21 protein-coding genes are annotated in these 20,666 nt (G+C 61.9%); 7 read left to right on the forward strand and 14 right to left on the reverse strand.

Going from position 1 to position 20,666, the window contains the following annotated elements; genetic code table 11:
• The 3 genes from NKI79_RS04705 to NKI79_RS04715 all read right to left on the reverse strand — a co-directional run bounded on the left by NKI79_RS04705 (position 1) and on the right by NKI79_RS04715 (position 2,164).
• The gene (locus tag NKI79_RS04705) at positions 1-510 is read right to left on the reverse strand and encodes an RES family NAD+ phosphorylase (RefSeq protein WP_352800149.1); all 510 of its coding nucleotides are present in this window, start codon (positions 508-510) and stop codon (positions 1-3) included.
• Positions 507-986, reverse strand: coding sequence for a type II RES/Xre toxin-antitoxin system antitoxin (gene parS / locus NKI79_RS04710; RefSeq protein WP_352638288.1), 480 nt, complete (start codon positions 984-986; stop codon positions 507-509). Before parS ends, NKI79_RS04705 begins: the two co-directional genes overlap by 4 nt.
• A 188-nt stretch (positions 987-1,174) precedes the next feature.
• Positions 1,175-2,164: a helix-turn-helix domain-containing protein gene (locus tag NKI79_RS04715; protein WP_352800150.1), complete on the reverse strand. Its 990-nt coding sequence runs from the start codon at positions 2,162-2,164 to the stop codon at positions 1,175-1,177.
• Positions 2,165-2,293: 129 nt separating this feature from the next.
• Here NKI79_RS04715 and NKI79_RS04720 point away from each other — a divergent pair, with 129 nt between their 5' ends.
• Positions 2,294-2,941: a cysteine hydrolase family protein gene (locus tag NKI79_RS04720; RefSeq protein WP_352800152.1), complete on the forward strand. Its 648-nt coding sequence runs from the start codon at positions 2,294-2,296 to the stop codon at positions 2,939-2,941.
• 72 nt (positions 2,942-3,013) lie between these two features.
• Here NKI79_RS04720 and NKI79_RS04725 read toward each other — a convergent pair whose 3' ends face one another.
• The 8 genes from NKI79_RS04725 to NKI79_RS04760 all read right to left on the reverse strand — a co-directional run bounded on the left by NKI79_RS04725 (position 3,014) and on the right by NKI79_RS04760 (position 13,097).
• Entirely contained in the window at positions 3,014-4,693 is a 1,680-nt protein-coding gene (locus NKI79_RS04725; protein ID WP_352702951.1) for a formate--tetrahydrofolate ligase, read from the reverse strand.
• Between the two features lie 307 nt (positions 4,694-5,000).
• Positions 5,001-6,125 (reverse strand): DUF2333 family protein, encoded by a 1,125-nt coding sequence (locus NKI79_RS04730; RefSeq protein WP_023679513.1) that lies wholly within the window; start codon positions 6,123-6,125, stop codon positions 5,001-5,003.
• A gap of 15 nt (positions 6,126-6,140) precedes the next feature.
• A complete protein-coding gene (locus NKI79_RS04735; RefSeq protein ID WP_254819151.1) occupies positions 6,141-7,445 on the reverse strand; it encodes a DUF6638 family protein in 1,305 nt (434 codons plus the stop codon).
• Between the two features lie 198 nt (positions 7,446-7,643).
• Positions 7,644-9,554 carry an AAA family ATPase gene (locus NKI79_RS04740; protein ID WP_352800155.1) on the reverse strand — a complete coding sequence of 637 codons (1,911 nt, stop codon included), beginning with the start codon at positions 9,552-9,554 and terminating at the stop codon, positions 7,644-7,646.
• Between the two features lie 24 nt (positions 9,555-9,578).
• Positions 9,579-10,724: a hypothetical protein gene (locus NKI79_RS04745; RefSeq protein WP_352800157.1), complete on the reverse strand. Its 1,146-nt coding sequence runs from the start codon at positions 10,722-10,724 to the stop codon at positions 9,579-9,581.
• 35 nt (positions 10,725-10,759) lie between these two features.
• The gene (locus tag NKI79_RS04750; protein ID WP_352800159.1) at positions 10,760-11,848 is read right to left on the reverse strand and encodes a hypothetical protein; all 1,089 of its coding nucleotides are present in this window, start codon (positions 11,846-11,848) and stop codon (positions 10,760-10,762) included.
• 121 nt (positions 11,849-11,969) lie between these two features.
• A complete protein-coding gene (locus NKI79_RS04755) occupies positions 11,970-12,359 on the reverse strand; it encodes a c-type cytochrome (protein ID WP_352800161.1) in 390 nt (129 codons plus the stop codon).
• Positions 12,360-12,485: 126 nt separating this feature from the next.
• Positions 12,486-13,097 carry a thymidine kinase gene (locus NKI79_RS04760; RefSeq protein WP_352800163.1) on the reverse strand — a complete coding sequence of 204 codons (612 nt, stop codon included), beginning with the start codon at positions 13,095-13,097 and terminating at the stop codon, positions 12,486-12,488.
• A gap of 237 nt (positions 13,098-13,334) precedes the next feature.
• Here NKI79_RS04760 and NKI79_RS04765 point away from each other — a divergent pair, with 237 nt between their 5' ends.
• The 3 genes from NKI79_RS04765 to choV all read left to right on the forward strand — a co-directional run bounded on the left by NKI79_RS04765 (position 13,335) and on the right by choV (position 16,421).
• Positions 13,335-14,270, forward strand: coding sequence for a choline ABC transporter substrate-binding protein (locus NKI79_RS04765; RefSeq protein WP_254819157.1), 936 nt, complete (start codon positions 13,335-13,337; stop codon positions 14,268-14,270).
• Between the two features lie 118 nt (positions 14,271-14,388).
• Positions 14,389-15,243, forward strand: coding sequence for a choline ABC transporter permease subunit (choW, locus tag NKI79_RS04770; RefSeq protein WP_254819158.1), 855 nt, complete (start codon positions 14,389-14,391; stop codon positions 15,241-15,243).
• Positions 15,240-16,421: a choline ABC transporter ATP-binding protein gene (choV, locus tag NKI79_RS04775; RefSeq protein WP_254819159.1), complete on the forward strand. Its 1,182-nt coding sequence runs from the start codon at positions 15,240-15,242 to the stop codon at positions 16,419-16,421. Before choW ends, choV begins: the two co-directional genes overlap by 4 nt.
• Before the next feature lie 70 nt (positions 16,422-16,491).
• Here the strand turns inward: choV and NKI79_RS04780 are convergent, their stop codons facing one another.
• Together NKI79_RS04780 and NKI79_RS04785 are read right to left on the reverse strand one after the other, a co-directional pair.
• Entirely contained in the window at positions 16,492-17,901 is a 1,410-nt protein-coding gene (locus tag NKI79_RS04780) for an ATP-binding protein (RefSeq protein WP_352800165.1), read from the reverse strand.
• Positions 17,898-18,614: a response regulator gene (locus tag NKI79_RS04785; protein ID WP_352800167.1), complete on the reverse strand. Its 717-nt coding sequence runs from the start codon at positions 18,612-18,614 to the stop codon at positions 17,898-17,900. The genes NKI79_RS04780 and NKI79_RS04785 overlap by 4 nt, the downstream gene beginning before the upstream one ends.
• A gap of 237 nt (positions 18,615-18,851) precedes the next feature.
• Between NKI79_RS04785 and NKI79_RS04790 the strand changes: the two genes are divergently transcribed.
• The 3 genes from NKI79_RS04790 (at position 18,852) to clpS (ending at position 20,010) form a co-directional block, all read left to right on the forward strand.
• Positions 18,852-19,196 (forward strand): hypothetical protein, encoded by a 345-nt coding sequence (locus NKI79_RS04790; RefSeq protein WP_292665026.1) that lies wholly within the window; start codon positions 18,852-18,854, stop codon positions 19,194-19,196.
• A gap of 36 nt (positions 19,197-19,232) precedes the next feature.
• Positions 19,233-19,448, forward strand: coding sequence for a hypothetical protein (locus NKI79_RS04795; RefSeq protein WP_352450529.1), 216 nt, complete (start codon positions 19,233-19,235; stop codon positions 19,446-19,448).
• Positions 19,449-19,704: 256 nt separating this feature from the next.
• The gene (gene clpS / locus NKI79_RS04800; RefSeq protein WP_023679498.1) at positions 19,705-20,010 is read left to right on the forward strand and encodes an ATP-dependent Clp protease adapter ClpS; all 306 of its coding nucleotides are present in this window, start codon (positions 19,705-19,707) and stop codon (positions 20,008-20,010) included.
• A 284-nt stretch (positions 20,011-20,294) separates the two neighbouring features.
• Here clpS and NKI79_RS04805 read toward each other — a convergent pair.
• Positions 20,295-20,666: transposase (locus NKI79_RS04805; RefSeq protein WP_352800169.1), on the reverse strand; the 372-nt coding region annotated here is incomplete at its 5' end.

Consider the following 20,666-nt stretch of genomic DNA (forward strand, 5'->3'; position numbering starts at 1 on the left):
TTACTTGGCCGGAGGTGGATGCAACCGTGTGTCGAGCGCAAACGCCTCCTGCGTCTTCATGGCGTATGCCCCTCTGGCGAGGCTCGCGTCGAAGATCAGGTTCCAGCTATGCTGCGATACGGCGCTCGGAATTACAACGAACCGGTGCCGTTGCAGAAGATCGTCGCCAAACACCTGTTGTCTGGAGCTCGGAATGCCCGGGCGCAACCAGTTGGGGTTGGGCACGGCCGCGGGGTCGACGATATGCACATCCGCGACATCGCTGACGATCGCTGCCGTCATGACATGCGCTATCGTGTCGAGCACCCTGAAGCCCTTATGGACCGCAACTTCGAGGATCGCAGTCGACGGATCGATCGAGCAGTAGACGGCGCGCACGCCCTTGCTGTTCCAGCGTCCGCCCACCCTGTATGCGCCCTCGCCACTATCCCATGCAGGCGCAAACGCGGCTTGATCGAGGCGCCATCCGATGAGGTCGGAACCACCAAGCGCCGCCGGCAGCGGCGTCATGCATAAACGCCATATTCAAGCCGTTCCAGATAGTCTTCTACAAGCTCGATCCCCGCCGGTGTCGCCAGAAGGTCGATTGGACGACGCTGGTCGAGCCCAATCGCCGGGCGCTCCAGCCATTGCTCTGCCTCTGCCTGCGAACCGAACACGTCGGTCGCTTTCGACAGGATCTCCGCGAACTTCCAGGTTCGTCCGCTCTGGTCCTGACTGAGAGGCTTGGAAGGAGCATCCTTGCGGCGCTGGTAAGTGCGCAGGCTCATGCCGACGGCCTTCTCCAGCGAATCAGTCTTCTGGATGAAGACGAGTTGCCCGATAAGATGGTCCAGCGCTGAAGCCGGCAGGCCGTGCAGAAGCAACTCGTGGGCATCCAGAGCGCTGCTGAGGCGCCTTGCCAGAATGCGGCTTCCGCCTAGCAATTTCGCCACCTTCTGAAGTTCATTGTTTTTTGCTGCTGGCGCAGCCTTTTCCAATGCCATCGCCACGGCGAGCCCTCTTCGCGTCATCTGTCGCTTTAATATATGACAGATGACGCAGAGCCTTTCAAGCACGACAGGATCGAGAGCAGGGCAATCGCTTCGAGAAAAAAAGATAGCCTGCTCGGGCCAGATGGCAGTCCAACGTTGGCACTGAAGCGATTGCCCTGGAATCGAGCGCGAGCCGAATTTCACCTCGGCATGTGCGCCACGCGCTCCTCCTGAGCACTCTTCGAGAATTCGCGCCGGTACTGCGCCGGCGAGGTTCTGAGCCGCGCCGCGAAATGCTGGCGCAGCGAGGTGGCGCTGCCGAAACCGGCCTCGAAGGCAACCGTGTCCATCGATTTTTCCGTTGCCTCCAGCAGCCGCTGCGCCAGCTGGACGCGCTGTTCGGTCAGCCAGTCACCGAAACTGGTGCCGATCGTTTTCTGGAAACGGCGCGTGAACGTCCGGCGGGTAAGGCCGGCGTCACCGGCAACGCTGTCCAGACTGTGCGGCTCACCCAGGGTTTTGCGCACCGCTTCGAGAGCCTGGGTGAAGCGGTCCGCATTGCCGGTCCTGGCGATGGGACGTTCGATGAATTGAGCCTGCCCGCCCTGCCTATGCGGAGAAAGCACGATCTGCCGGGCCAGGCGAAGTGCCGCCTCCGCGCCGTAACGAGCCCGTACGACGTGCAGGCAGCAGTCGAGCCCGGCGGCGACGCCGGCGGATGTCACGACGTCGCCATTGTCGATGTAGAGCACTTCCGGTTCGACGAGAATGTCGGGATAGAGTTCCTGCAGCTGATCCGCGTAGGCCCAGTGCGTCGCCGCTCGCCGCCCCGAAAGCAGTCCGGTCGCCGCAACAGCGAACGTTCCCAAGCACAGCCCGACGATCAGCGCGCCGCGCTCGTGCGCGCCAAGCAACGCGTCGATCAATGCGGCTGGAGGCGAGCTCCCGAGATCCTTCCAGCTTGGCACGATGACGATGTCGGCGTCATCGAACGCGGAAAGCCCGTGCGGGACGCTGATGGTCAGCCCGGCATCGGTGCGGATCGGCCCGTCCTCAATCGCGCAGACCCGAAAGTCGAAGCGCGGCAGGCCGAGCTCCGTGCGATCCGCGCCGAACACGAGACACGGCACGGAGAGATGAAACGGGCTGATGCCATCGAAGGCGATGGCGGCAACGGCAGGATCGGTCATGGGAGCTCCAGCAACGGGCGAGGCCGATTGTCCCAATTCTTTCGAATAATGTCAATTGGGACACTTTTTGCGATCCGACGCCGAGCTTATCGTCCACCCCATTAATTTCAAACAGGAAAGGAAAACCCCATGTCGGAACCAGCCAAAGGCAAAGCTCCACGCCGCGCCCTCATCGTCATCGATGTTCAAAACGACTATGACGGCGGCAACCTCGCCATCCAGCATCCGCCCTTCCGCGACAGCGTCGTCAATGTGGCGCGAGCGATGGACGCGGCCACCGAGGCAGGCGTCAAGGTGGTGGTCATCAAGCAGTTGGCACCGGAAACCTCGCCGGTCTTCGCCAAGGGCAGCCATGGCGCCGAGTTGCACCCGGAAATCGCCAGGCGAAACCGTGACCACTACATCGAAAAGAACTTGCCCAGCGCCTTCACCGGCACAGACCTTGAGGAGTGGCTGCGCGCCAACTCTATCGATACGATCACGGTCATCGGCTATATGACGCATAATTGTGACCTGTCGACGGTCATCCACGCCGTGCATATGGGCTTCGAGGTTGAGTTCCTATCGGACGCAACGGGGTCGTTGCCATACGCCAACAGCGCCGGCTACGCGTCGGGGGAGGAAATCCATCGCGTCGTGACGATCGTCCTGCAATCGCGCTTCGCGGCCGTTCTCAAAACCGCCGAATGGATCGAGTGCCTGAAGACCGGCGTGGTACCCCAGCACGACACACCCTATGCCTCCAACCAGCGCGCGCTGGCGCGGAGCGCAGCGTAGGAGACCATTGCGGACAGGCAGAAGGGCGCCGCAGCGTTGCGGCGCCCTTTGCCGTACGAGCACTGATTATCCCTAAAACAGGCCTTCGATCTGGCCGATTTCGTTCAGGAAGATCTTTTCCGAGGATGGCGCTTTGGGCAGACCGGGCATGGTCATGACCTCGCCGCAGATGATGACGACGAAGCCGGCGCCGGCAGACAGCCTGACCTCGCGCACCGGTACGGTGTGGCCGGTCGGCGCGCCGCGCAGATTCGGATCGGTCGAGAAGGAATATTGCGTCTTGGCCATGCAGACCGGCAGGTGGCCGTAGCCGGCGTGCTCCCAGGCGTGGAGCTGATCGCGCACCGACTTGTCTGCGATCGCTTCGGAACCGCGATAGATGCGCTGGACGATGGTGTTGATCTTCTCGAACAGCGGCATGGCGTCGGGATAGAGCGGGGCAAATTGCGACGCGCCGGATTCGGCCAATGCCACGACCCTTTTGGCCAGTTCCTCGATGCCGGCCGATCCCTGGGCCCAGTGCTTGCACAGGATCGCCTCTTCGCCCATCGAGGCGACGTAGTCCTTCATCGCCTGGATCTCGGCCTCTGTGTCGGAGTAGAAATGGTTGATGGCGACCACAGCTGGCACACCGAACTGGCGGATGTTCTCGATGTGGCGGCCGAGATTCGCACATCCCTTCCTGACCGCCTCGACGTTCTCCTTGCCGAGGTCCTCCTTCTTGACGCCGCCATTCATCTTCATGGCGCGAACCGTGGCGACGATGACCGCCGCTGCCGGCCTCAGGCCGGCCTTGCGGCATTTGATGTCGAAGAACTTTTCGGCACCGAGATCGGCGCCAAAACCGGCTTCGGTGACGACGTAATCGGCTAGCTTCAGCGCCGTCGTGGTGGCAACGACGGAGTTGCAGCCATGCGCGATGTTGGCGAAGGGGCCGCCGTGGACGAAAGCCGGGTTGTTCTCCAGCGTCTGCACGAGATTGGGCTGCATGGCGTCCTTCAGGAGTACGGCCATTGCACCGTCGGCCTTGAGGTCGCGGGCATAGACGGCCGACTTGTCGCGACGATAGGCGACGATGATGTCGCCGAGGCGCTTTTCCAGGTCCTTCAGGTCGGTCGACAGGCACAGGATGGCCATAACTTCCGAGGCGACTGTGATGTCGAAACCGGCCTCGCGCGGGAAACCGTTGGCGACGCCGCCGAGCGAACAGATGATCTCGCGCAGCGACCGGTCGTTCATGTCCATGACGCGGCGCCAGACGACACGGCGGGTGTCGATGCCGAGTTCGTTGCCCCAATAGATGTGGTTGTCGATCAGCGCCGACAGCAGATTATGCGCGGTGGTGATGGCATGGAAATCGCCGGTGAAGTGGAGGTTCATGTCCTCCATCGGCACGACCTGCGCGTAGCCGCCGCCGGCGGCACCGCCCTTGACGCCGAAATTCGGTCCGAGCGAAGCCTCGCGGATGCATACGATGGCCTTCTTGCCGAGGCGGTTGAGGCCATCGCCCAAGCCCACCGTCGTCGTCGTCTTGCCTTCGCCGGCCGGTGTCGGGTTGATGGCGGTGACGAGGATCAGCTTGCCGTCCTTGTTGCCCTTCACCGACTTGATGAACTCGGCCGAGATCTTCGCCTTGTCATGGCCGTAGGGCAGAAGATGTTCGCTCGGAATGCCGATCTTCTGGCCGATCTCCTGGATCTGCTTCTTCCTGGCGCCGCGCGCGATCTCGATGTCGGACTTCACTTCGGCCATGACGGCTTCCCTCTGGATTGGACGGATTTGACTAGTGTGGTCGCAAGAACAGCCCGGCATTGCAGGCGCGAGCATGTTCTACCCCTGTCGCTGCCGCGGCGTCAACTTTCATGCAACTATGTTTCCTGCGAAGAAAATACCTCTGCCGCCGGCCGCTCTGCTACAGGTTCTTTTTTGCGCCGGTCGCAGCGCCGTATAGAAGCCAGAGCAGGGGCGCTTCCGCCGTCTCAAAACAGCCGCCTAATACGCGAAAAGCGACAGAAGCAACGGCGCAAATTCACCAGCGCCGGCTGTGCGGAACGATCGGCTACTGCGTCAGCACGTTGCTGATCTCGACCATGTTCGAGCGCACCCTGAGTATGTAAAACCCCATCGTCGTCAGATGTGTCGGCAGCAGCCAGCCGTCTTCGCGGCCATTGGCGATGATGAAGGGCTGGATGCGCAGCGCCGAGACGAATTGCGCGTCCATCGTATCCCACAGGTTCTGCAGGTGCTTTTCCTTGATGACGTCCTCGAAGTCGGCCTGTGCGCCCTTCATCAGCCCGTAATAGGCATAGAGCTGGCCATAGGCGAACCAGAAGCGATCGTCGGCGCGCGTGTCGAACCAGCCATTATTGTGGTTTTCGGCACGCTCCTTGAGGATCGCCGAGGTCGAACCGATATCGGACGAGATGCGGTCGATATACTGCTTGAGATTGTCGGCTCGGGCATCGAATGTCGCCTGGCAGGCTGCGAGGCGGGCGTTGAAGGAGCGCAGCTTGCGCACCGCGTCGCGATAGTAGCTCGGCGTCGGCGTCTTGGGGCCGAACGGGTTCAAGCCGAAATACCAGGTTTCCTCATCGAACTGCAGATTGCCGCGGGCGTCCTGCAGGTCGGCGTCGATCTGCGAGGTGGTGCGGACGCGGCCGAGATTATCGGCAAGCTCGGTCGCCGTACGCCGCACCGCCTGGTTGATGCCGCGCTGGAACGAAGCCTTGTTGTCCATGAACGGCGTGTGGTCCCAGTCGATGCCGAACAGGCCGAGCTTGTAGAGGATCATCGACGACACCCAGGCATTCTGGTTGACGTTGAAGTCGGTCAGGTCGGCAGCAACCTGGGCAATGGCTGAATTTCCGCAGGTCTTGGCCGTGTCGGTGCCGGCGCCGGCGGAAACCTGTTCACCGGCGGAGCTGTTGCGTTTTTCGAAAGTGTATTTGTCGACGTAATTCGGGTCGAAATTGTTCCACCACTGCGTGGCATAGAAGAAATTGACATAGAGGCCGATCAGCACGAGCACAGCCAGGCCGAGCACCGCCTTCAGGATCCAGCCGCGTTGCGTGTACCAGCGCCCCGCCCACAGGAACGGCCACAGGATCGCGCCGATGAGCAGACCAATGCCGCGGCCAATCCACTGGAAAATCCGGGTGAAGAAATTCACGATCGGATCAAGCATGGCGATGTCACCCCCTCAGTCAGTCAAGCCGTAGAGGCGTGTGCGAAACGCCACCTTGTCCTTCAAATATGTGGTTTTCAGAACGTCCACAACATGCGATCGCCAGGCGTCGCTGAAGCCGTCATAATCCCTGTAGAAGCCCGGCTTGTTGAAGACGTAACGCGAGACGAAGTCCTGCGGCACGAAGTCCGAGATCAGCTGGTTGGTCAGCCAGGCGTCGGGATGGTCCGGCTTGGCCCGGATGACCAGGAAGCGCTGCTGCGGGAACACATCCTCGATCTTGAGATGGCCGAGCTGGGCGATCTCGCGCTTGGCGGCGTTGAGGAAGGGAAAATTGCCGTCCCTGGTGATCAGATCGGCATGGCCGTGGATCCAGGTCTGCAGCCAGACCTTGTCGACATCGGTCAGATTGCGGTCGGGCTCGGCGTCGCGGATCAGCGCGCGCACCACCATTTCGGCGCGATGCTCGAGATAGCCGGAGGTTTCGATCCATGAGGCGCGCGGCAGCTCGATGCGCCCGGTCGAGGCGAGGAACTTGAACACCTTGTCGGCATCGTGGATCGAAAGGTAACTCACCTGCCACGGCCGTGAGCGGCGGAAACCGGGCGCTGCCGGGTCGCTGATCACCGTCGTCACGTCGGGATCGACGAACACATAGAGCCCGCCGAAATGGCTGGTCCAATAGGCATTGTGACGGAAGATCACCTGGTCCGGCACCAGCGCATTCTCGCGGATGTCGCCGCAGATCTTCGCCAGCTCGACCATGTGGGCCAGCATGGCGTTGTCGCGCCAGGCATCCGGCTCCTGCTTCAGCCGGTCGACCAGCTTGCCGAGTTCGGCGGCCTTACCGAGCACATCCTCGGCCGAGAGCACCTTGAATTCGACCTGGTTGATCGACAGCAGGTCCTCGATGTCGTCGACCTTGGGGACCGAGTCCTCGATCTCGCCGTAGATGACGTCCTTGATCGTCAGCGCATCGATGGCGCGCTGGTTCTTCGACATGAATTCGTACATCAGCAGCGAGGTGTTGGAGAATGCCGTGTGCACCACCGGCAGGTCGATCTGCGACGGCGTCAGGATGATGAAGCGGCGGTTGACCTCGTTCGGATCGAGGTAGCTGTAGTCGCCGCATTCCTCGGCGACCTGCGGCGAGAAGCCGGTGCGATCGATCTCGAAGCTTTTCAACTTGGTCGGCTTCAAGCCGAACGCGATCATCGCCTTGTTGTAGCGCTGGATCAGGTGCGGCTCGTCGATCGTCAGCAGCCGGCCGTAGATCAGCTCGTTGTCGCGCAACAGATCGGGCTTCTTGGCGGGGCTCATGCTTTCTTCTTCCCGTTCACGGGGAGAAGGTGTCCGAACGGCGGATGAGGAGCGCGAACGCTCCTTCTTCCCTTGTGGGAGAAGGTGGCCGAGCGAAGCTCGGTCGGATGAGGGGTGTTCCAGCTTGACGAATACCCCTCATCGGTCGCCTTCGGCGACACCTTCTCCCACAAGGGGAGAAGGGGGCGTCGGCGCATCTCACGCATTCCATAGCCCCTTCTTCTTCATCTCCTCGATCTCGCGGACGGCACGCTCCCGCAGCCGAGTATCGCGGATCATCTTGCTCACCGCGGCGTCGTCGGACTTGTCGGAATAACGGAATTCGGAATCCGCATAGCGATTGATCTCCTGCATGACCATGTCCATCGAGAATGGCCCGCGCAGTTCCTCGATCATGGCTTTCTTGTCGTCGTAACCCTTGTGCATGAAGGCTTCCGGCTTTTCGAACCACTCGTCGGGCAATTCGATGTCCATGGCGCGCATCTTGATCGCGTCGGTGACGTTCTTGATGGCGCGGCCGGTAAAGCGCGGTTCGGCATCCTTGATCATGTGCAGATAAGTCCCGATGTCGGCCATCGTCTTCGGTGCGCCGTTCTCCTTCATATAGCGCTCGTAGACCTTCATCAGCCCGTCTTCGTGCGGCTTTTCATGCTCCTCATAGGCTTCCATCACCGCGCGCTGGATCTCTTGCGCCGCATAGAGCTTGTGATCGCCGAGCGGGATCTTGTGGTTCTTGCCGGCGAGCAGAACGAAGATGTCGATGTAGTCGTCGCGGCTCTGCGGGCCATCGACCAGCCAGCGCGCGCCGGCGCGCTGGCGCAATGCGTCGTCGACGTTCTCGGGATAGTTGGAAAACATGCCGAACGAGCAATTGCCGCGCACCACGGTGCCGGCACCCCCGAACGCGTCCATAAGGACGCCGGTGATTTCCTGCTGGCCGGCAGAGGCACGGTCGTCTGAGCGGCGTGCGGCGACCTGGTCGATATCGTCGATTGTGCCGAAGCCGATGACGCGCGGGTTCAGCACATTGTTGATGAACTGGCGGCAGTTCTGGCCGGACTTGCCCTGGTAGGAGGAGATCTGGTCGACGCCGAAATTCTCGTAGGCGAAGGGATAGCCGGCGACCTGGCAGTAGCCGTTGACGAGACCGGCGATCATCTGGATCAGCGTCGTCTTGCCGGTGCCGGGCGCGCCGTCTCCGATGAAGGTGAACAGGAAGCCGCCAAGCTCGACAAACGGGTTCAGCTCGCGCTCGAAGTCGTAGGCCATCAGCATCTTGGCGAGCTTGACCGACTGGTATTTGGCGATGTGGTTGCCGACGACCTCTTCTGGTTTTTTGAAGGTCATGACCAACGGTTTTGCCCGCTTGCCCGGCGCGACGTCGAAACCATCGAGCGTGAAATCGTCGACGTCGATGCGGATATGCGCGTTCTCGAACGGGCCGATGCCGTCGAAGCGGCCTTTTCGCGCCAAAAGCCCATCGATGGCAATGCGGGCAAAGGCGCGCGCCCGGGTCATCAGGTCGGCGTCGTCCTTCGCGCCTGATATCGCCCTGTCGAGGCCGGCCACGATCGATTTCACCGCGTCCTGGGGCGTGTCGAACAGAAAGTCCGGCTCGGGCGTGTCGTTCGGCGCCTCGCCGTCGCTATCGATCAGCTGGAACAGATAGGAGGCGAAGCTGAAGGCGGAAATATAGGCCGAAGCCGACAGCAGCTTTTTGAATGTGGCGGCCTCGTCGCCTTCGAGCGGCGCGCGGGCGTTTTTCGCCTGCAGGCTTTCGAGGTCAGAGCCTTCGGCGAAGACATCGGATATTGCCAACGCAATGGCCAGCCCACGCCGGGCGCGAAACAGCAGCATGTGCTGCGGGATGGTCAGCAGCTGGTCGTCGGGATGGACGGCAGCGACGGTTTTGGCGAGCTCGACCTCGCGCGTGCGGCGAACCGAGCCGACCGAAACGGTCGAGACGAAGCGGCGGTTGGTGCCGGCAAGCGCGGTACCGGATTCGCGCGATGGGTCTTCCAGCACGACGATGCGGGTGATGAAACTTTGCGCAGTGGCGCGGTGCTTTTCGATTGCCGCTTCCGGGATGGTGGTCAGACCGGTGTCCATGGAGGATGCTCCGCGATTTGATGGTCAGACGTCGCTGATGACCTGCCCTTTGGACAGGATATGGACCTTGTAGCCCGAAAAGATCTTCTGCGCCTCGCCGGCGGCGTAAAGCGACTGATAGGCCTCATGTGGAATCAGCGCGTGGTTCTCGTAGCTCGACACGCCCTGGCGTGCGGCCTCGAGATCGTCGGTGTTGATGAAGAATTCCTGCGTCGTCTTCTCGCTCGAAAACAGCCCCTTGCGGCCGGGCTTCTCGGCCTTGGAAAAGACCTCCTGGATGGTCCAGGTCAGCAGCCAGGCGTTTTCCGGCTTGCGCACTTTGGCCAGCACTTCGTTCACCGTCGAATTGTTGTCGGTAATGCCGGCAGAATAGAACGGGCCGAGCACGACGCGGCGCAGCTGCTTGGGATGCAGCGTCTCGAAATCCTTGTCGAGGTTGACCGCGATCGTCGCCGGCGACAGCGTGTAGGCGGAATTCTTCTCGGTGAAATCGTCGAAACGGTGGGCGAGTTCGGGATTGAGCAAGCCGTCGACCGGCAGCGGAATATCGACCCTCTCATTAAGTTTGCCGCTACTATCGACCAGCTGCCGGATCATGTCGTCGGAGGAATCCTCGACCGTCGCCATGTAGACCAGCGGCAGGTTGGCGCTGCCGTCGAAGCAGGCCCAGTGGACCAGATAATAGGGCCGCAGCGTCTTCGGGTTGACCGAAACCTTGGCCGTCTGCGCGAGCGTGAACGGGCCGAAGGTGGTCCCGCTCTTGACGTCTTCGAGGTAAAGCCGCTCGGCCATCGACTTCTGCAACGCTTCGGGAAATTCCTTGTGGCGCAGGATGAAGTCGGCCATTTCCTCGCGCAGCTCGCTGGCCGAAGGGATGACGGCGAGACGGCTGTCGGCCTGGAGGCGGTCGTTTTCCAGTTCGAGCAGGTTCTGGAAAACCGGAAAACCGCTTTCGGCGCGCGAGATGCGGAACGTCTCGGTGAAACCCAGCCGGTTGCGCCAGCACGAGAACGACTTGTCGAGCCGCGCAATATATTCGGCGACGACCTTGGCGACGATGCCGTGCCGATAGAGCGGCGAGCGATCGTCGCGCATGAACACTTCGAGGCCGCCAAGTGCCGCCGCGATCGCCGAGAAATAGCGCGCCGCGGCTTCGTTTTCGGGGGTCATGCTGCCAGCCCTTGGGAGCAGTGCACGTGCAGCAATTACGACTGCACGTAATTTGCCGAATTGTGCTTCTTCATCACATCGTCGAAGCGGCGGGCGAAGGCATCGTCGGCGAGCTTCTTGCGGCGCTGGATGTCGGCGGTGGCGACCATGTTCTTCTCGTGCATTTCAAGCAGATCGCCGATGTGCTTTTGCGAGGCGGCACCAATGCCGGCCATGGTCTCCTCGGCAGTGTTGTCGACCTGGCTGCCCAGCGTGTTGATCTTGTGGGCGACATCCTGCTGGGCGGCGGTCTTCAGCGAATCTTCCAGGGCCTTGTACAGCACGATGCGCTGCTCGGTATCGATGGTCAGCTTGTTGATCAGCGTCGATTGCGCCGCGATCTGATTGTTGAGCGAATCGACGAAGGTCTGGAACATCGAGGTGTAGCGCTCCAGCGTCTGGCTCTCGGCCAGCAATTCCTGCTCCTTGGCCTGCTTTTCGTTGTATTCCGTGGCCAGTTTCGAGCGTTCGCCTTCAAGCTGCGTGCGCTCCTTCTGGCTGGTCGAGGCGGCGATCTTGTTCTCGATGTCGAGCAGCATCGGGTTGAGTTCCTCGATGCGCTTCTGCACGGTCTCGAGATTGGACATGGTTGTCTTGCGGCGCTCGATCACCTGTGACAGGCTAGCCTCGGAGGTCTTGTAGCGCGTGTCGAGAACCTGCTTCTGCGCCTTGAGGATGCCGACGATGGTGTCGGATTTCGCCAACAGCTCCTGCAAATTGCCGGCCAGCGACATGTTGCGGACGCGGTCGGTGCGCATGCGCTGTTTGCGCTGGCTGGAGAAGACGCCGACGAAATTCTCCCAGCCGGTGTAGTTCTTCATGCTCTCGAATTCGGCGCCGAAGACGTTGGTGGCGTCCTCCAGGCCGATGATCAGGTCGGCGATATTGCCTTCCATCACCTTCTGCTGCTTCAGCACGTCCTCGATGCGGGCATTCTCGATGTCGAAATTGGCGTCGCCGATCTTCTTGTCGGCGGTGGCGAGCGTGTCGAGCACGCTACCGGACTGCTCGATCTTGGCGCGCATGTCCTCTACGACCTGCTTGGTCTTGGCAATCTCGGCATCGAAATTCTGCAATGTCGCCATTGGGGCCTCCCGCTTCGGCATCGGTTTCGTGTCGCAAACCGCCGTGACTATATGTGCCGGGTTTGGCGAATGAAAGACGGAAGACGGGCGACACCAGGAAACGAGGCAACTGGGGTCACGCTCAGGGCTTGGGATCGGCCTTGAGGTAGGCGATGACATTGGCAATGTCCTCGTCGCTGGTCAGGCCGGAGAAGGCCATTTTATTGCCGGGGACCTTCTGCCGCGGCGCGCGCAGGTATTCGGCAAGGTTTATTTCGTCCCAGACCAGGCCGGCGGCGCCGGCGTCCTTCATCCCCTGCGAGTAGCGGCTGAGATAACTGTCCGCGGTACCGGCGGTGCGACCGACGACACCCAGCAGATGCGGGCCGACCTTGTCGCGTTCGCTCGTTGCCTCGTGACAGGCCATGCATCTGTTGAAGACCTTCTTGCCGAGAGCGGCATCGCCGTCGGCATGCGCGGCAGGAGCGCCGACGAAGAGGAAAGCAGTTGCAGATGAGATGGCTCGAAACATGGGAACTCCCCGACGGCTCTGGCTGAGAGGTTTTGAAAATAGGAAGCAGGCCTTAACAAGCGCCGCACGATGACGCGATTGCCGAACGAATGTTGGCTGGGCGGTCGGATGGACGCAACGCGCTGGTCAGGTTTTGATGAAGCCGATGAAATCGTCGGGCATGGCGCGGCCCATTTCCTCTTCCCAATGGCGGCGGCAGAGTGAGACATAGACGTCCTTGCCGATCGCCACCTGTTCGCCCTGTTGCGCCACCTTGCCGTCGGCCCCTAGGCGTACCACCATCGTCGCCTTGCGGCCGCAACGGCAGATTGTGCGCACCTCGCGCAGTTCGTCTGATATCGCCAGCAGGGCGCGCGAGCCGGAAAACAGCTTGCCCTGGAAATCGGTGCGCAGGCCATAGCACATGACCGGAATGTTCAGCCGGTCGGCGATGCGGGCGAGTTGCCAGACCTGATCCTCTTCGAGGAACTGCGCCTCGTCGACAAAGACGCAATGCACCGTGGCGTGGTCATGATGCTCGGCGACCCGGGCAAACAGATCGTCGCCGTCGCGGAACATCTCGGCCTCCGTCTCCAAGCCGATACGCGACGAGATCAGCCCGGTATCGCCCTTGCGGTAGTGGCCGGCGATGAACAGCATCGTCGTCATGCCACGCTCGCGGTAATTGTACGAGGCCTGCAACAGCATCGTCGTCTTGCCGGCATTCATCGTCGCATAATGGAAGTACAGCTTGGCCATGCCGTCCTTTTAAGCCGAGTTGCAACAAAGCGGGGAGGGGGAGCGCCTACATTCCACCGGGAAAAGACGACTTCCATCCGTAAAGCGGCGGGCGTGTCGCCGATCGGCCAGTCTGCGCCGTTGTTCGTGATTGCCTTAGTGCTTGAAACCGCAGCAGAATGGTGTTTGGCTGACGGAACAAAGGTGGAGATAAAACCGCCACTTCGCTTCACCGAGAACTGAAATGGGAGAATTTCTATGTCGCGCATGAGTTCATTCGTCGCCGGCCTCGGCCTGGCGGCTTTTCTATCCACGACTGGGGCCTTCGCCGGTGATGCGGAAAGCTGCAAGACGGTGCGGCTGTCCGATGTCGGCTGGACCGACATCCAGGCGACTACCGGCGTCGCCTCGGTACTGCTCACGGCGCTCGGTTACGAGCCGCAGGTGATCCAGCTTTCGGTGCCGGTGACCTATGCATCGCTGAAGAACAAAGACCTCGACGTGTTCCTTGGAAACTGGATGCCGTCGATGACCAACGACATCAAGGACTATACCGCCGAAGGCTCGGTCGAGACCGTCAGCGAAAATCTCAGCGGTGCCGGCTATGGCATCGTCGTTCCGACTTATGTCGCCGATGCCGGTGTCAAGACGCTGACCGACCTCGGCAAGTTCAAGGACAAGTTCGACGGCAAGATCTATGGTATTGAGGCCGGCAATGACGGCAACCGCATCATCCTCGATATGATCAAGGATCCGAAGACCAATCTCGAAGGCTTCGAACTGGTCGAGTCTTCCGAGGCCGGCATGCTCACCCAGGCCGAGCAGTCGATGAAGAACAATGAATGGATCGCCTTCCTCGGCTGGACGCCGCATCCGGTGATGGGCGCCATGAAGATCACCTATCTCGAGGGGATGGGCGACAGCGGCTTCGGCGCCGCCACCGTGCATACCAATGTGCGCAAGGGCTACATGAGCGAATGCCCGAACGCCGGCAAGTTCATCGCCAATCTGAAGTTCAACCTGGACATGGAAGGCGAGATGATGGACGCGATCCTGAAGGGCGCCGACGCCAATACCGCCGCGACCGACTGGCTGAAGAAACACCCTGACGCGATCACCCCCTGGATCGCCGGCGTCACCACCTTCGACGGCGGCGATGCGGCGGCAGCGGTGAAAACGGCGCTCGGAAGCTGACCCGATCATCTGGCATGACGAGACAAGGGGCAGCCACGGTAGAAATGGCTGCCCTTTTTCATATCCTGTGACAAGATGACCGTGCGGCGAAGGACGGCGCCAGCAGAAGAGGGGCTAGATGGATCCGATCTCCAAATTCCTGGTCAGTTACAAGATTCCCATCGGGGCATGGGGGAAGGCGTTTTTCGGCTTTCTCACCGACAATTTCGACACCATCTTCAGGGCTTTTTCCAACAGCCTCAACTTCCTGCTCGACGGCATCGTCGACGGGCTGCTGTTGCTGCCGCCGGTTCTGCTGATCGCGCTGATCGCTCTGCTCGCCTATTTCCTGCAGCGCTCGAAAGGCCTCGCTTTGGCGGTATTCATTGGATTGCTGTTCATCCTCAACCAGAACCTGTGGAAGCAGACGGTGGAGACGCTAGTGCTGGTGGTCGCCGCCGCCGCCGTGTCGATGGCCATCGGCGTGCCGCTCGGCATCTGGGCCGCGCACAAGCCGAAGGTGTATCGCGTCATGCTGCCGGTGCTCGACCTGATGCAGACGCTACCGACCTTCGTCTACCTGATCCCGGTGCTGACCCTGTTCGGCCTCGGCAATGCGCCCGGCCTCATCGTCACCATCATCTTCGTCATTCCGACGTCGGTTCGGCTCACCCATCTCGGCGTCACCTCGGTGCCGAAATCGATCGTCGAGGCGGGCGAGGCGTTCGGCGCCACCAAACGCCAGCTGCTGTGGAAGGTCGAGCTGCCTTCGGCGCTGCCGACCATCATGGCCGGCTTGACCCAGTCGATTATGCTGTCGCTGTCGATGGTGGTGTTCGCCGCCCTTATCGGCGCCGGCGGCCTCGGCACCGAGATCAACCGCGCGCTCGGTTCGCGCCGGATCGACCTAGGGCTTGAGGCAGGGCTGGCCATCGTCGTGCTTGCCATCGTGCTCGACCGAATGACGCGCATCGGCGTGGGAGGCAAGAAATGACCGTCGCCGTTGATTTCAGGAATGTCGACATCGTCTTCGGCGCCGACCAGGCAGGCTCGCTGGCGCTGATCGACAGCGGCGCCACCCGCGCCGAAATCCTCGAACAGACCGGCAACGTACTGGGCTGCGCCGGCGCCAGCCTCACCGTGAACGAGGGCGAGATCTCGGTGCTGATGGGGCTTTCCGGCTCCGGCAAATCGACGCTGCTCAGGGCCGTCAACCGGCTGAACGTGGTCTCGCGCGGCCAGGTGCTGGTCAAGGACGGCGACGGCACGGTCGACGTCGTCACCTGCGACGAGGCGACGCTTCGGCGGTTGCGGCAGAAACAGGTGGCGATGGTGTTTCAGCAGTTCGGTCTGCTGCCGTGGCGCACGGTGGAGGAAAATGTCGGCCTCGGCCTCGAGCTCGCCGGCGTGCCTGAAGCCGAGCGCAAGGAGCGGGTGAATAAGCAACTGAAGCTGGTTCATCTCGACCAGTGGTCGAAGAAATACGCGCATGAGCTTTCCGGCGGCATGCAGCAGCGCGTCGGCCTGGCGCGCGCCTTTGCCACCGAGGCGCCGATCCTGCTGATGGACGAGCCGTTCTCGGCACTCGACCCACTGATCCGGACCAAGCTGCAGGACGAGCTGCTGCAGCTTCAGGCCGAGCTGAAGAAGACCATCATCTTCGTCAGCCACGACCTCGAGGAGGCGCTGAAGATCGGCACCCACATCACTATCATGGAGGGCGGACGCATCGTGCAGACCGGTGCGCCGGAAGACATCGTGCTGCGGCCCGCCAACGACTATGTCCGCGACTTCATCGCCAATGTGAACCCGCTGTCGGTGTTGACCGCGTGGAACGTCATGCGCGACCGCCGCGACCTCGAACATGGCGAGAACGGCTGGGTGTGGCTCGACCGGCGCAAGACGACGCGCTTCAAGATCGACGAGCATGGGTTGGTGGCGGCGGCCGAGCGCGACGGCAAGCCGGCGGTATGGGTGTCCTGCGCCGATGTCGAAGCCCAGCCGGAGGAGACGGCGCAGGTGTTCTGGGCCAATCCCGGCACCTCGCTGAAGACCGTGATGCTGGCCATGCATCGCTCGCAGACCGCACCGGTGGCGCTGTTCGACGACCAGTCGCGCTTCGTCGGCGCCATCGGCGTCAGGGATGTGCTGAGCGCGGTGCTGCGAAGATAATTTTTCTCCGTGGCGAGAACCGAGACCAAACGCCGCGCGAAGGAACGCCGGCTTAGCCCGATACCGCAAGCTAAACCGCCAGCGGCAATCTCAGTTCCGTCAACAGGCCGCCATCGGGGTGATTGGACAGGATGACCTCGCCGCCGGCGCCGCGGGCGATGTTGCGGGCGATGGTCAGGCCGAGGCCGAGGCCGCCGGTCTGACGGTTGCGCGACTGTTCCAGGCGCACGAACGAGCCGAACACGGCGTCGAGCTCGGCCTGCGGTATGCCCGGTCCTTCGTCATGGATCGCCAGCGTGATTGTCTTGCCTGATTGACCCAGGCTGAGATGCGCCCTCTTGCCATAGGTCACCGCGTTCTGGACGAGGTTGGTGACGCAGCGCCGCAGCGCGACCGGGCGCGCCATGCAGATCAGGCCGCGCGAGCGCCCGTCTTCATTCTCGAACGAGACCTCGTCGAAGCCGTCGGCGATCGATTCTACCAGCGACCAGAAATCGATCCTCTCGCTCTTCTCCTCGGTCACCTCGAAAGTGGCGAAGTCGATGACCGAGCTGGCAATGCCTTCGATGTCGGCGAGGTCGTGCGCCAGTGCGGCGCGCACGGACGAATTCCTCAGCAGTTCGAGGCGCAGCCGCATCCTGGTCAGCGGCGTGCGCAGGTCGTGCGCCAGTGCGGCCGCAAGATGCTCGCGGTCCTCGACGTAGGCGCGCAGCCTCGCCTGCATGGCATTGACCGCCTTTGCCGCGGTACGCACCTCGCGGCTGCCGCTCTCAGCGATCGGCGGGCTTTTCAGGTCCTCGCCGATCCGCTTCACCGCGGTCTCCATCATCCGGTAGGGCGCCGTCAGCCGGCGCAGCGACCAGATCGAGGAAGCCACCACCAGCCCGGCGATCAAGGCATAGAGCGGCAGGCTATCGAAGCTCAGTATCGGCCCGGCCGGCGTGTTCGGTTCGGTGAAGTTCAGCCATTGGCCGTCGGCAAAGCGAAGCGAAGCCGTCAGCTTGTCGCTCTGGGCGAAATCGGCCGCCAGCACCAGCAGGTCGCGCTCGACCTGGCCGATATCGGGACCGGCGACCGTCCCACCGGGAGCGTCGGCTTCGTGCGTTGCCGGGTCGCGGCGGACCCGTGCATCGGTGATGCCGAACTTCGACAGCCGGCCGACCAATATGTCTTCCAGTTCGGCCAGCTCGTCGTCGCCCGCTATCGACGAGGTGACGGCGGGCGTGTCGGAGACGGTGAGCGCATAGGTGGCGTTGAACAGCCCGGAGGCCGTCGCCTTGCGCTGTTCTGGGGTGGCATCATGCATCAGCTGCACCAGGGAGAAGGCGCGGTCGTTCAGCCGATAGAGATCGACGACGTCATTGGCGGCGGCACGGTCGCGCGAAACGATGTAAAGGGTCGCGATCTGGCTGATCAGCAGGCCGGCGATGACGATGAGCAGCACCCAGACCGGCAGCGTTTGCGGCAGGATGCGTCTCATTCGGAGGTCGTCTCAGGCAGGAACTGGTAGCCGCCGCTGCGCACAGTCAGGATCAGTTTCGGCGTTTTCGGGTCGTCCTCCATCTTGCGCCGCAGCCGGCTGACCAGAATGTCGACGCTGCGGTCGAAGCTGTAGCCGCTGTCGCCGCCGGACAGCTCGATCAGCTGCTCGCGGCTCAGTACGCGCTGCGCGCTCTTGACGAAGGTCTGCAGGAGATTGAATTCGGCCATCGTCAGCTCGATCCTGACGTCGCCGGGCGCCATCAGCCGGCGGCGCGAACAGTCCATCGTCCAGCCGGCGAAATGGTAGATCTGCCGCGAGGCGGCGCGTCGCGGCTCGGCGGCGCCATTGCGTCTCAAGACGGCACGAATGCGGGCGAGCAGCTCGCGCGGATCGAAGGGTTTCGGCACGTAGTCGTCCGCGCCCATCTCCAGCCCAACCACGCGGTCGGTTGTCTCGGTAACCGCGGTCAGCATGATGATCGGCGTCGAATAATTGGCGCGCAACTCGCGGCAGAGCTCCAGCCCGCTCTTGCCGGGCAGCATGACGTCCAGGACGATCAGGTCGACCTGGGCGCGGCGCAGGATGGTCTCCATCTCGATGCCGTCGGCGGCGACAGATGTATGCAGCCCTCGCTTCTGGAAGAATTCCTGAAGCAGGTCGCGAATGCCCTTGTCGTCGTCGACGATCAGTATGTGAGGGTCGGATTTCACAGGAAACCTGTCATTTTTGGATCGCCCAAGCGGTGCTTCGGCCGTCAGCCAGACGATAGAATTCAGGCCATAAGTTGGCCAGTGAAGATCGGCGGCCCGATCCGGGCTGCCCAGAAACAATCCAGAAACAAAATTCTACAATCCGGAAAAACTGCCGAAAAAAATCAAGGTCATAAGTGGTGCCGTGGCGGTCAGGTCATCGGCTGCGACACGCGTTACGGGATTACGGATAGAGCAATGCAAAGGTTCTCGATCAGTCTGATGGGTGCGTTGCTTTCCATTTCGCTCGTCACGGCCGCGGTTGAACAAGCCGATGCAAAACTGGCCGATGCAAAGGTGGCCAATGCAAAGGCGGCCGATGCAAAGGTGGCGACCACCCGCAGCGAGCGTTGCATCGATCTGAACCGCCAGTTTGACGAAGCCCTCGAAACCCATGCCGCGGCAACGCAGGTCACCGCGGCGAAAGCACTTCAAAGAAAGGGAAACCGGTTCTGCGCCAACAAGAAACAGGCACAGGGAATCCGGATGCTCGCGAACGCCTTGAAGCTGCTTGGAGTGACACCGATCGATCCCGTTCAGTGACACTCAATCCGATCTGCACAAAAAGGAAGTGAAGCCATGAAAAAGTCTCTCCTCTCCGCCCTCGGTCTCGCCATCGCGCTGGCCGTCTCGATGCCGGTTCTCGGCGCCAGCAGCGCCAATGCCGCGACCACCACCCCGGCTGCGACGACAACGACGACCGCTGCGCCGGCCAAGGCCGTGAAGAAGGTCGCTGCCAAGAAGACCGTCAAGAAGCACAAGAAGCACGCGGTCAAGGCAGCTCCGAAGGCCTGATCAAGCGACATCTTTCTACCCTATGAGAAGACCGCTCCAGTTGCGATTTGCCTGGAGCGGTCGTCTTTTTTGTTGCGTGCAGACAATACGGGCAGTCCCGGCCCACACCCCCGTTGAACGCCAGACGGCAGTTCCCACATAGGCACGGATTTTTGAACTGCGTCCGCCGGGAAGCCGCTCGCGCGCGGTTGAATGGACGACCGCTTTTGCCCATGTCAAAATGACCGCAAAGCCGTCGTACTCAATTGCCGGTCCAATGCCTGAAATCACGACAAAACCCCGTACCAGCACAAAGCCGAAAGTCGAACGGCCGAAGCTCTACAAGGTTATCCTGGTCAATGACGATTTCACGCCGCGCGAGTTCGTCGTGACTGTGCTGAAGGCCGAGTTCAAGCTCAGCGAAGACCAGGCGCATAGGATAATGATTACTGCGCACCGGCGCGGCGTCTGCGTCGTCGCCGTCTTCACCAGGGATGTCGCCGAGACCAAGGCAGCGCGGGCGACCGATGCCGGCAAGGCCAAGGGCTACCCGCTGATGTTCACGACGGAGCCGGAGGAGTAGGGCTCCTTTTCCCTTCTCCCCTTGCGGGAGAAGGTGGGCGAGCGAAGCTCGGTCGGATGAGGGGTGTTCCAGGGAACGCCGACGCCTCATTTCTTCCGGCACCCCTCATCCGTCTTGGCGCTTCGCGCCAATCCACCTTCTCCCACAAGGGGCCTGTTGCGCAGTAACCGGGGATGTTTGGATGGGGCGGGATCGCAGGGATTTCGCTCGTCTTTGTGAGCTCCGCCCCCATGTTTGGGGTTTCGGCGGCGGTTTCGGCCCGGGCGGCCGGGCCGCGGGCGCACCTATCCCGTGATGGCGGCCCATCGGCGCATGTTGAAGGCGATCGCCGCCAATGTCACCTGGGCGGTGGCCTTCGCCAGTCCGACATAGCGGATATTGGTCAGCTTCATGCCGTTCTTGAGCGTGGCGAAAGTGGTCTCCACCGCCGCTCGCCGTCTGGCGATCAGGCGGTTGTAATGTTTGAGCCGCGGCGGCAGCGCATGGTGCTTGTTGGGGCGGCGCGCGATGCGCACCTTCTTGCCCTCGGCCTTGAGCCGGGCGCGGCGGGCAGGGGTGTCGTAGGCGGCGTCCGCCCACACCGTCTTCTCGTCGCCGCAGATCAAGTTATCGGCCATCACCGTGTCGTTGACGTTGGCTGGCGTGGTAATCACCGT

Source organism: Mesorhizobium sp. M0340, assembly GCF_040321535.1.
Taxonomy (GTDB): Bacteria; Pseudomonadota; Alphaproteobacteria; order Rhizobiales; family Rhizobiaceae; genus Mesorhizobium.

What these genes read in the sequence shown, in the direction of transcription:
- NKI79_RS04705 (WP_352800149.1), bottom strand. Translation starts at nt 510, where the DNA reads ATGACGCCGCTGCCGGCGGCGCTTGGTGGTTCCGACCTCATCGGATGG.
- parS (WP_352638288.1), bottom strand. Translation starts at nt 986, where the DNA reads ATGGCATTGGAAAAGGCTGCGCCAGCAGCAAAAAACAATGAACTTCAG.
- NKI79_RS04715 (WP_352800150.1), bottom strand. Translation starts at nt 2,164, where the DNA reads ATGACCGATCCTGCCGTTGCCGCCATCGCCTTCGATGGCATCAGCCCG.
- NKI79_RS04720 (WP_352800152.1), top strand. Translation starts at nt 2,294, where the DNA reads ATGTCGGAACCAGCCAAAGGCAAAGCTCCACGCCGCGCCCTCATCGTC.
- NKI79_RS04725 (WP_352702951.1), bottom strand. Translation starts at nt 4,693, where the DNA reads ATGGCCGAAGTGAAGTCCGACATCGAGATCGCGCGCGGCGCCAGGAAG.
- NKI79_RS04730 (WP_023679513.1), bottom strand. Translation starts at nt 6,125, where the DNA reads ATGCTTGATCCGATCGTGAATTTCTTCACCCGGATTTTCCAGTGGATT.
- NKI79_RS04735 (WP_254819151.1), bottom strand. Translation starts at nt 7,445, where the DNA reads ATGAGCCCCGCCAAGAAGCCCGATCTGTTGCGCGACAACGAGCTGATC.
- NKI79_RS04740 (WP_352800155.1), bottom strand. Translation starts at nt 9,554, where the DNA reads ATGGACACCGGTCTGACCACCATCCCGGAAGCGGCAATCGAAAAGCAC.
- NKI79_RS04745 (WP_352800157.1), bottom strand. Translation starts at nt 10,724, where the DNA reads ATGACCCCCGAAAACGAAGCCGCGGCGCGCTATTTCTCGGCGATCGCG.
- NKI79_RS04750 (WP_352800159.1), bottom strand. Translation starts at nt 11,848, where the DNA reads ATGGCGACATTGCAGAATTTCGATGCCGAGATTGCCAAGACCAAGCAG.
- NKI79_RS04755 (WP_352800161.1), bottom strand. Translation starts at nt 12,359, where the DNA reads ATGTTTCGAGCCATCTCATCTGCAACTGCTTTCCTCTTCGTCGGCGCT.
- NKI79_RS04760 (WP_352800163.1), bottom strand. Translation starts at nt 13,097, where the DNA reads ATGGCCAAGCTGTACTTCCATTATGCGACGATGAATGCCGGCAAGACG.
- NKI79_RS04765 (WP_254819157.1), top strand. Translation starts at nt 13,335, where the DNA reads ATGTCGCGCATGAGTTCATTCGTCGCCGGCCTCGGCCTGGCGGCTTTT.
- choW (WP_254819158.1), top strand. Translation starts at nt 14,389, where the DNA reads ATGGATCCGATCTCCAAATTCCTGGTCAGTTACAAGATTCCCATCGGG.
- choV (WP_254819159.1), top strand. Translation starts at nt 15,240, where the DNA reads ATGACCGTCGCCGTTGATTTCAGGAATGTCGACATCGTCTTCGGCGCC.
- NKI79_RS04780 (WP_352800165.1), bottom strand. Translation starts at nt 17,901, where the DNA reads ATGAGACGCATCCTGCCGCAAACGCTGCCGGTCTGGGTGCTGCTCATC.
- NKI79_RS04790 (WP_292665026.1), top strand. Translation starts at nt 18,852, where the DNA reads ATGCAAAGGTTCTCGATCAGTCTGATGGGTGCGTTGCTTTCCATTTCG.
- NKI79_RS04795 (WP_352450529.1), top strand. Translation starts at nt 19,233, where the DNA reads ATGAAAAAGTCTCTCCTCTCCGCCCTCGGTCTCGCCATCGCGCTGGCC.
- clpS (WP_023679498.1), top strand. Translation starts at nt 19,705, where the DNA reads ATGCCTGAAATCACGACAAAACCCCGTACCAGCACAAAGCCGAAAGTC.